Source organism: Thalassolituus sp. UBA6592, assembly GCF_002433655.1.
Lineage (GTDB): Bacteria > Pseudomonadota > Gammaproteobacteria > Pseudomonadales > Oceanobacteraceae > Venatoribacter.
On the sequence record NZ_DJIO01000080.1, the window covers coordinates 24151 to 33301 of the forward strand.

10 protein-coding genes are annotated in these 9151 nt (G+C 53.6%); 8 read left to right on the forward strand and 2 right to left on the reverse strand.

The window, feature by feature from the left end; translation table 11 throughout:
- Nucleotides 1-104: 104 nt before the first annotated feature.
- Complete coding sequence (locus B2Z72_RS08035) at nt 105-1190, reverse strand: PQQ-dependent sugar dehydrogenase (protein ID WP_296982105.1); 1086 nt, start codon at nt 1188-1190, stop codon at nt 105-107.
- A gap of 83 nt (nt 1191-1273) precedes the next feature.
- A complete protein-coding gene (gene trmL, locus B2Z72_RS08040) occupies nt 1274-1738 on the reverse strand; it encodes a tRNA (uridine(34)/cytosine(34)/5-carboxymethylaminomethyluridine(34)-2'-O)-methyltransferase TrmL (RefSeq protein WP_296982107.1) in 465 nt (154 codons plus the stop codon).
- A 160-nt stretch (nt 1739-1898) separates the two neighbouring features.
- On the opposite strand from trmL, the gene B2Z72_RS08045 reads away from it, so the two are divergent.
- The 8 genes from B2Z72_RS08045 to B2Z72_RS08080 form a co-directional block, all read left to right on the forward strand.
- Nucleotides 1899-2912 carry a hypothetical protein gene (locus B2Z72_RS08045; protein WP_296982109.1) on the forward strand — a complete coding sequence of 338 codons (1014 nt, stop codon included), beginning with the start codon at nt 1899-1901 and terminating at the stop codon, nt 2910-2912.
- Nucleotides 2909-3550 carry a PilN domain-containing protein gene (locus B2Z72_RS08050; protein ID WP_296982110.1) on the forward strand — a complete coding sequence of 214 codons (642 nt, stop codon included), beginning with the start codon at nt 2909-2911 and terminating at the stop codon, nt 3548-3550. Before B2Z72_RS08045 ends, B2Z72_RS08050 begins: the two co-directional genes overlap by 4 nt.
- Nucleotides 3550-4224, forward strand: coding sequence for a type II secretion system protein GspM (gspM, locus tag B2Z72_RS08055; RefSeq protein ID WP_296982111.1), 675 nt, complete (start codon nt 3550-3552; stop codon nt 4222-4224). The genes B2Z72_RS08050 and gspM overlap by 1 nt, the downstream gene beginning before the upstream one ends.
- A gap of 70 nt (nt 4225-4294) precedes the next feature.
- Entirely contained in the window at nt 4295-4537 is a 243-nt protein-coding gene (locus B2Z72_RS08060) for a hypothetical protein (RefSeq protein WP_296982113.1), read from the forward strand.
- Nucleotides 4538-4565: 28 nt separating this feature from the next.
- Nucleotides 4566-6188, forward strand: a complete 1623-nt coding sequence (mshL, locus tag B2Z72_RS08065; protein WP_296982115.1) for a pilus (MSHA type) biogenesis protein MshL — start codon at nt 4566-4568, stop codon at nt 6186-6188.
- Complete coding sequence (locus B2Z72_RS08070; protein ID WP_296982116.1) at nt 6175-7113, forward strand: ExeA family protein; 939 nt, start codon at nt 6175-6177, stop codon at nt 7111-7113. Before mshL ends, B2Z72_RS08070 begins: the two co-directional genes overlap by 14 nt.
- Complete coding sequence (locus B2Z72_RS08075) at nt 7110-8378, forward strand: tetratricopeptide repeat protein (protein WP_296982118.1); 1269 nt, start codon at nt 7110-7112, stop codon at nt 8376-8378. Before B2Z72_RS08070 ends, B2Z72_RS08075 begins: the two co-directional genes overlap by 4 nt.
- A gap of 4 nt (nt 8379-8382) precedes the next feature.
- A partial coding sequence (locus B2Z72_RS08080) for a GspE/PulE family protein (protein WP_297004511.1) occupies nt 8383-9151 on the forward strand: 769 nt, incomplete at its 3' end.

Consider the following 9151-nt stretch of genomic DNA (forward strand, 5'->3'; position numbering starts at 1 on the left):
AAAGGAGCCAATGGCTCCTTTTTTTGTGGCTGCTGTCGGCGCTAACCGTTAAGCAGGGCAGATCGACAAAGGTTGATAACAGGGGCTGATCGAAAAGGTACGGATCAGCCCCCCGGCAATTGATCGTAGCGGTAAAGTTTGCCGGAATCTGATGCAATATACAGACGCCCCTGACTGTCCACAGCCAACGCCCGCAGGCGTTCTTTAAGCCCGCTGAGCAGGCGCTTTTCCCCTTTTACACCGACATCTTCCGCATTATCGAGCTGGATGTAATTCAGATGCTGCAGCTTCAGCGCCCCGGCCAGCAGGTCACCCCGATAGAGCAGCAGTGATGACGGGGCGATGGACGGGTCGTACATTTTCAGCGGATCTTTCATGCCGGGCTTGGTGCGGGCGTCGCCCACGTACATCGGATTCCAGTATTCCTTCCCCCAGGAAACCTCTGCCCAGCCATAGTTGGCGCCGGATTCAATCAGGTTCAGTTCATCGCCACCGCGCGGGCCGTGCTCAATGGCCCACAGCCGCTTATGCTGGCCATCCCATACCAGACCCTGGGGATTACGGTGGCCGTAACTCCAGATTTCTGCCAGCGCATCTGCGCGGCCACTGAAAGGATTATCCGGCGGCACACTGCCATCGCGGTTAAGACGCAGAATACTGCCGGCGTGGGTCTGCAGATCCTGACCGTTATCGCGGTTGCCACGGTCCCCCACACTGAAAAACACATGGCTGTCATCAAAGGCGATGCGGGAGCCGTAATGGTGGCGGGTGGTACTGCCGGAGCGGGTAATTAACAGGGTTTGCCAGTCACTCAATCTGAGCGGCTGCTGTGTCAGATTCAGTCGGGCGCGGCCCAGTGCAGTTGCCGCATTGCGGCCGTCGAGCTGATGACTCCAGGTAAAGTAGATCCAGCCGTGAGTGGCAAAATCCGCTGGTACGGCAACATCCAGCAGACCACCCTGACCGTCAAACACGACTGCAGGGGCACCGGCCACGGGCAGTAATTGCTGGCTGTTAATATCGAATAACTGCAATGTGCCAGCCCGTTCGCTGATCAGCAGCTGATGATCACTGACAAACGCCATGCCCCAGGGACGGCTGAGTTTGTCGGTGAGTGTCTCACCGGCATAAGAGAGCAGAGAAATAAGACAGAGAAACGGCAGAAAGATCAGAGTCATAACGACGCGCATGGCAGGGCTCCTTCAGCGGGCGGATTGCCGGCATACCACAGCAAAAGTGCGGACGTATCACCGGCAACAAAGCAACGAATGGTTCAGCTGCCCCCGTTATACCCCAGCTGGCGCCAGGCTTCATAGACCATCACAGCGACGGCATTGGACAGATTCATACTGCGCGAATGCGGCATCATCGGCAGCCGCAACCACTGATCCTGTGGAATCTGAGCTCGTACATCCTCAGGCAGGCCGCGGGTTTCCGGGCCAAACATCAGATAATCACCGGCGCTGAACTGAGTGTCGGAATGTCGGGCGTGGCCCTTGGTCGTCAGCGCAAACAGACGTTCAGGCTGCTCCGCGCTGATAAAAGCTTCCAGATCTTTATGAATCTTTACACTCGCCCACTCGGCGTAATCCAGCCCGGCACGGCGCAGGGCTTTCTCTTCCATATTAAAACCGAGCGGCTCTATCAGATGCAGCTGGCAGCCGGTATTGGCGCATAAACGGATGATGTTACCTGTGTTGGGCGGAATTTCGGGTTCAAATAAAACGATATTAAACATACATATCCCGGGTTAAGAATCGTCGCCAGTATACCCCAACTGATACGGATCATTGACTCAGGGCAGGGCCTGAAACGTGTTAAACGGCGATTGGGCGGGCTGCGCCAGATTCATGGTCTACACTTTGTAACAGTGTGAGATTTCTTATAAAGGGGTGGCCGTGGGCTTTTCCTGGTCAATGTTTTCCGCTGGCAAAAAACGCCGGGGTGATCGTCGCTGTCTGGGTATCGAACTGCACCAGAGTCAGGCGTTTGCTGTGTATGCCGACGATAAGGGCGTACGCCTGTGTTATACGCCGAAAAATGGTGAGCAGGGGCTGGCCGGACTGGAGCAGTGGATTACGGATAACGCGCTGCGTGAGGTCCCTGTGGTTATTTCCCTTGATACTCTGGATTACGAACTGCACTTGCTGGAGGCGCCTGCGGTGGCAGACGACGAGTTGTCCGCTGCCCTGCAGTTCCGTATCCGCGACATTATTTCTCGGCCGGTGAGCGAAGTGCTGGTGCAGGGCTTCCGCCTGCCGGGTGATGCTTACCGCGGACGTATGGATATGGCCTTTGCTGTGGTTGCTGAGCGCGAAGCGGTACGTCAGCTGGTGAGCTGGTGTGAGCGGCTGGAACTGCAGCTTGATCTGATTACCGTGCCAGAAATCAGCCTGCTTAATCTGATTGCCGGATACGATCCGGACGGCAGTATTGGTGTACTGCGCCTGGATGCCCATGAAGGCATGATTTATCTCTGTCGTGATGGCGCCCTGTATCTGGCGCGCCACCTTCATACCGGCGCGGATGCGCTTGTTTCTGCTACACCGCCTTCATCTTCTGAAGGGGCTTTCACGCTGGCACCTCAGGACCAGCATAACCGTGTTGCTGCTGTAGCGCTGGAATTACAGCGTTCGCTGGATTTCTTCGACAGTCAGCAGGGTATGGGCATGGTGTCGGAAATCTGGGTGCTGCACCCGGATGATATGGATATTTCGGCGGCGTTGCCGGAGCTGGAGGGCAGCATCAATGTGGCGGTAAGGCACTTTGCCCTGCCGCAATTGGCACCGGTGGATGATCAGGACGTCGGCCATCTGACAGCATCTCTGGCGACGGCTTATGGCGGCATTCTGGCACGCAATCAATTTCTGACAGGTAATGCTTCTCTGGCTGGCCGGGAGAAGGCGTTATGAGCTGGAACGTTAAGCAGCAGGTTAATTTCTACAGCAGCGAATTTCGTCCACCGGAACTGGCCAGGGAAATCCGTCAGCTGATTCACTACGGTATCGCCGGTCTGGCGTTTGCTGTTGTTTCCCTGATCGCGGTGTTGATCGCGGATCTCTGGTCTGAGCATCAATTGGCAGATACGCGCGCTCAGGTGGCCGCACTGAATCTGGAAATCGAAGAAGTTCAGCGCCACATGGGCCCAAGAACGCTTGATCCGCAACTGGAAAAACAGCGCACAGAAGCGCAGGCCAGTCTGCTCAACAGTCAGCGTGTGCTGAATTATCTCAGTCGCCAGAATATCGAAAAACGCATCAGTTTTACGCCACTACTGCGCGGCCTTGAGCAGGTGGCTGTGGATAACGTCTGGCTCAGTGGGGTGTCGGTATTTGAACGTGGTCAGCACCTGCAGCTGCGCGGCTACACAGATAAAGCAGCGCAATTATCGCCATACGTAACTCAGTTAAGTGCGCAGGAGGCTTATCGTCAGCGTGGTTTCCGCACCATTGATATTCAGCAGACGGAGCAGACTCAGCAGGCACTGAGTTTTGTTCTGGATACGCGCAGCCAGAGCGCCGCTGCTCTGAGCGCGGCAGGGGGGCACTGATGGGTTCTCTGCGTTATTGGTGGCGCCATCCGCAGATGGCCAGTCTTATTCAGATGTACCGCGGTATTTCACTGCGTGAACAGCAGCTGATCCGGCTGACGCTGGCGGTTGTTATTGTCGCGCTGATCTACTGGCTGGGGGTAATGCCGCTGTGGGAAAAACTGCAGAAAACCCATCAGCAGCAGATACAGGTACAGCAGGAACAGGCGAAGTTACAGGCCCAGCTGCAGGCACTGCACGACAGTAAACTGCACGATCCTGATCAGGCGGTCCGTGCTGAACTGAAAAACCTGGAAGCACAGCAGGAACTGCTTGATGAACGCATTAATGCCCTGACTCAGGCGTTGGTGTCTCCGGCACAGATGACGGAGTTGCTGGCCGACATACTGGCTCAGAACCAGAATCTGAAGACACGTTCTTTGCAGACCTTACCGGCGCAGCGGGTGGATTTGGGTGACGGTTATGACGACGTTGAGCTGTTCCGTCACAGCCTGCAGCTGACCATGGATGTGACCTTTCCGGCGCTGGTGGATTATCTCAGTCAGCTTGATCAGCTGCCGTGGCTGCTGGGGTGGGAGTCACTGGAATTTAATATCGAAGAATATCCCCGGGGTGAAGTGGTTATCCGGGTGTCGACGCTGAGCCGCAGACAGGAGGTGTTGGGTGGTGAATAAAACCTGCGTGTTCTGTTTCGTTCTTGTTATGACTTCGTTGTCTGTTATGCCCGCGAACGCCGGCGATCCTATGCGTCCACCGCAATGGCATAACAGTGCACCACAGACTGAGCCGGAAGTGGCGGTGCCGCTCTCTTTGCAGCAGATCCGCTGGCGAGGCCAGGGGGCCAGTGCCGTTATTAACAATCAGTTAGTCCGTACCGGCGATCTGGTGGATGGCGCCCGTGTGCTGGCGATCAAACCTGATCGGGTCACGATAAAAATCCGGAAAAAAGTAATAGAACTGTCTTTACTTGAATCTATGAAGCAATAGTTTTTGGTCAGCCTTGATGAGCAACTTTGTGAACAGATGGTTAAATTTAAAATTTTTCAGTGTGCTTTCGGTGCTTATATCCGCCGTGCTGCTGAACGGCTGCGCTGCACAAAAAACCAGTGCAGAAAAAAACGTCACAGAACAGGATCGCCGTTTAGTCAGTGCTGATCCTTTACCGGCAGAACCCGCTCCGCTGCCATTGGCGGATCTGTTGCCGCCGCTGCAGCCGGTGCAGGAAGAAGAACGCTTTGATGTGATCGCCAATGCGGTGTCGGCCGATGTGTTTTTCAACAGTCTGGTGGAGGGAACCGGCAATAACCTGGTGGTTCATCCGGGCGTCAGCGGCAACATTACGCTGAACCTGAAGCAGGTTACGCTGGAAGAGACTCTGCTGGCGGTGCGTGATGTGTATGGTTTTGATTTTGTGCGCTCACCGTACGGTATTCAGATTCTGCCGGATCAGCAGCAGACCCGGATATTTCCCATCAACTATCTGAATGTTAAACGCTCCGGTGTCTCCGGTATGCGGGTCAGCAGCGGACAGGTTACGTCGACGTCCGGCAAAGAAGACAGCGCCGGCGGCGATGATGTTCGTCTGGTTAAAAACACCAACAGCAGTGAAGTAGAGACCGAATCCATCACCAACTTCTGGGACAGTTTGAAAACCACACTGGAGCTGATCATCAGCCGCGAAGCTGAAGCCAGCGTGGTGGTTGATCCGCATGCAGGCATTGTCATTCTGAAGAGCAAACCATCTACCCAGATTGCGGTGGCTGAATATCTGCAGCGGGCTGAATTATCCATTCAGAAACAGGTTCTGATTGAAGCCAAAATTGTCGAGGTGACACTCAATGATGGCTATCAGTCGGGCATTAACTGGTCGGCCCTGGGCGGCAAAAGTTATCGCGGCAGCGTGTATCAGGCGGATACCAATCTTTCCTCTGTGCCACTGGAAAACGATGATCTGATTGAAGGTATTTTTACCGCGAATTTCTCATTGGGTGACTTTACCGGAGCGTTACAGCTGTTGCGCACACAGGGTGATGTCCGGGTTTTATCCAGTCCGCGCATTGCTACGGTAAACAATCAGAAGGCCGTGATTAAAGTCGGTACCGATGAATTTTTTGTCACCGATGTGAGCAGTACCACGACAACCACCGGCAGTACCGTCAGCGATACCCCGGACATTGAACTCACACCATTCTTTTCCGGTATTGCATTGGATGTAACGCCGCAGATTGGTGAGGGGGGGGAAGTAACTCTGCACGTTCATCCGACCGTTACTGAAGTGGAAGAGCAACAGCGTACACTGGAATTAAATGACGACGATTACACGCTGCCACTGGCGTACAGCACTGTGCGTGAAACCGACTCTATTGTCCGCGCGCGCTCCGGTCAGGTGGTGGTTATTGGCGGCCTGATGCAGAACCGTAAAGTCAGAACCAAAGCAGGCATCCCTTTGCTCAGTGATATTCCGCTGATGGGCTGGTTTTTCAGCCAGACCCGCGAGCAAAGTGTGCAGAGTGAACTGGTTATTCTGATTCAGCCAAGAATTATTGATACAGCGTTGGATGAACGGCAGCTGGATGCGCTGAATAAACGTTATTCCAGCGCACTGCCTGTGGGGAAAATGCCCTATGCAGTTGAGTGAACTGGCACGGGCCTGTGAAATATTTTATGGACTGAATAAACCGGCGTTCAGTCTGACGCCGGATACCGACTTTTTTGTTGATCTGCCGAGTCAGAAAGCGGCGTTCGATACGCTGCTGTTTGCGCTTTCCGGTGGTGAAGGGTTTATTAAAATTTCCGGAGAAGTGGGTACCGGAAAAACGCTGTTATGTCGCAGATTACTGAATACTCTGGAAACTCAGAATACCCCCACCGCTTATATCCCCAACCCGGCGCTGACTCCCAGTGCCCTGTGGCGTGTTCTTGCCCGCGAATTGGGCATTGATGATCATTTACTACCGGACAGTCAGGTACAGCAGAGCGTACAGCATGCCCTGCTGGTGATGGCCGGCGATAATCAGGTGCCGGTTATCCTGATTGATGAAGCCCAGTGTATGCCGTGCGATACGCTGGAAGCGCTGCGGTTAATTTCCAATCTGGAAACGGAACGGCAAAAGCTGGTGCAGATTGTCCTTTTCGGTCAGCCGGAACTGGATGACCTGTTATCCCAGGATTCATTGCGTCAGCTGCGGCAGCGTATCACCTACAGTGCCAGACTGGAGCCATTAAATAATGCCGACATACTTTCGGTATATCTGCAGCACAGGCTGACCGCCGCGGGTTACCGCGGGATGCCATTATTTAACCGTGCGGCATTAAAAACTCTGTGGCGGGCCAGTCGTGGTATTCCGCGGCTGGTGAATATTCTGGCTGCTAAAAGCCTGCTGGCCGGATATGGCAGTGGCAGCCGGATGCTGGATAGTAATCACGTTATGCGTGCGGTACAGGATACTGAAAGCGCCATGCTGGCGGGAGATGCAACACTGCCGGCCGCAGGCAATATCCAGACACCTTATCTCTGGTACGGACTGACACTTACTGCCTGTTTTCTGTTGGTGATGATGTGAGCCTGCTGCATAACGTATTACGTGAGATCGACCGGCGTGAAGGTATTCAGGAGCAGAGTCTGCCACTGTTAACGGCAGCGGCTGTTGTGCCACAAGGTCATCATTCGCGCTGGTGGCTGCTGCTGCCGGCGCTGGCAGTTGTTCCCATGTTAATTTCCTTATTTGTTCCCCTGTCGTCGATAACCGGTAGTTATGATCGCTCCACCGGCTTATCAGATGTTTTTGCGGTGTCTTATGCGCCATCCGGCCCTGCCAGCATTACTGACTTAGCTGTGACAGCCGCAGATAGTATTTCCTCACCTGATAATGCAAAGCCTGATAATGCTGAAAGCAGAGATAAAGAGACCAGAAATGAAGAGACCAGAAATGCAGAAATGGTTGTATTGCCTGGCGCTGCATTACTGACGAATACCGTAGCTTCTGACGATTCATTACTGACCTCAGAGTCTGTTCCGAACAGAGTAAGCAGCGTGTCTGATGCGGCGCCAGGAGAGCCGTCAGTGCAGAATACTACTGCAGAACAGAAATCCCCGGATGCTGAACAGAAATCCCCGGATGCAGAGATTGGACAGCCGGGTGCAACACAAGCGACCGCGCAGACAGTGTATGACGCCAATGAACCTCTGGTCGCGTCAGTGTCGCAGGCACTGGAGAGTCGGAGTACAGATATCCGGATCGCAGAAATGGAGACAGAAGAGGTTCAGACAGAAGAGGCTCAGACTGAAGAGCACCGGGCTGAAGAAGTTCAGACTCAAGAGAAGCAGACTGAACCATCAGCCACTGTACGTGTAATTCGTCGTACTTCAGACGGACGTGCACTCTATTTGCAGGCGCTCAGCGCATTAAATAATGCTCAGCCTGAGCGCGCGCTGAACCTGATTAATCAGGTTCTGGATAATGCGCCGCCAGAGGTTGCCGGCGATTACCGCACGCTTAAATTACGTATATTACTTGAACAGAAAGACGCAGGCGGTTTTCTGAATTTCTATCGGCAAAATGCTGAAAGCAGCTCACTGAATTGGTTAGCTGTGGCTGCGCCTGGGTTGCACATGCTGGGTTTCAGTCATGAGGCAGTGGTCCCTTATCAGAAACTTATTCTGCGTCAGCCAGATGTTGTTAACTGGCCTCTGGCGTTGGCCAGTGCCTGGGAAGATCAGGGTAAAGCTGCAGCAGCAATTGCTGTGCTGGAAAACACACAGATTCATTATGCGTTGTCCGCCGAACAGAACCGTTGGCTGCAACAGCGTCTGGAACGTCTGAGGTAAAAGGATGGAAGCTCCTAAAAAAGTCCGGCTGGGAGATTTGCTGCAGGAAAAAGGGCTGATTAACGAAACTCAGCTGATGCAGGCTCTGGCCGAACAAAAAAGAACCGGGAAAAAACTCGGCAGGGCAATTACCGACCTTGGGCTGGTGAATGAAGACGAATTACTGTCCGTCCTTGCTGGCCATCTGAATTACCCTTTTATTGATTTAAGCCGCTACCGTATTAATCAGGCTCTGGCCCTGCGTCTGCCGGAGACAACAGCACGCCGCTATCGCTGTCTGGTGTTATCGGAAGAACAGAATGGCCTGCTGGTGGGTATGTCTGATCCGATGGATCTGATGGCTATTGATGATCTGCAACGTATCCTGAAATTGCCGATCATGCCGGCTTTTGTGCGTGAGCAGGAATTACTGGAAGTTCTTGATGCCGTGTACCGGCGTCAGGAGCAGATGGCGAGCATCGCCGGTGAGCTGGAAGGGGAACTGCTCAGCAGCGATTTCGATATCGATGAAATGGCGATGTCGACAGATGTTAATGAAGCGCCTGTGGTACGTTTGCTGCAAAGTCTTTTTGAAGATGCGGTTCAGATTAAAGCATCGGATATTCATATCGAGCCGGAAGAAAATCAGCTGCGTATTCGTCTGCGTGTTGACGGTGAGTTGCAGGAACAGGTGATGAAAGAACGTCGCGTGGCTTCCGCACTGGTATCGCGTCTGAAAATCATGTCGGGGCTGGATATTTCTGAAAAACGTCTGCCTCAGGATGGACGTTTTA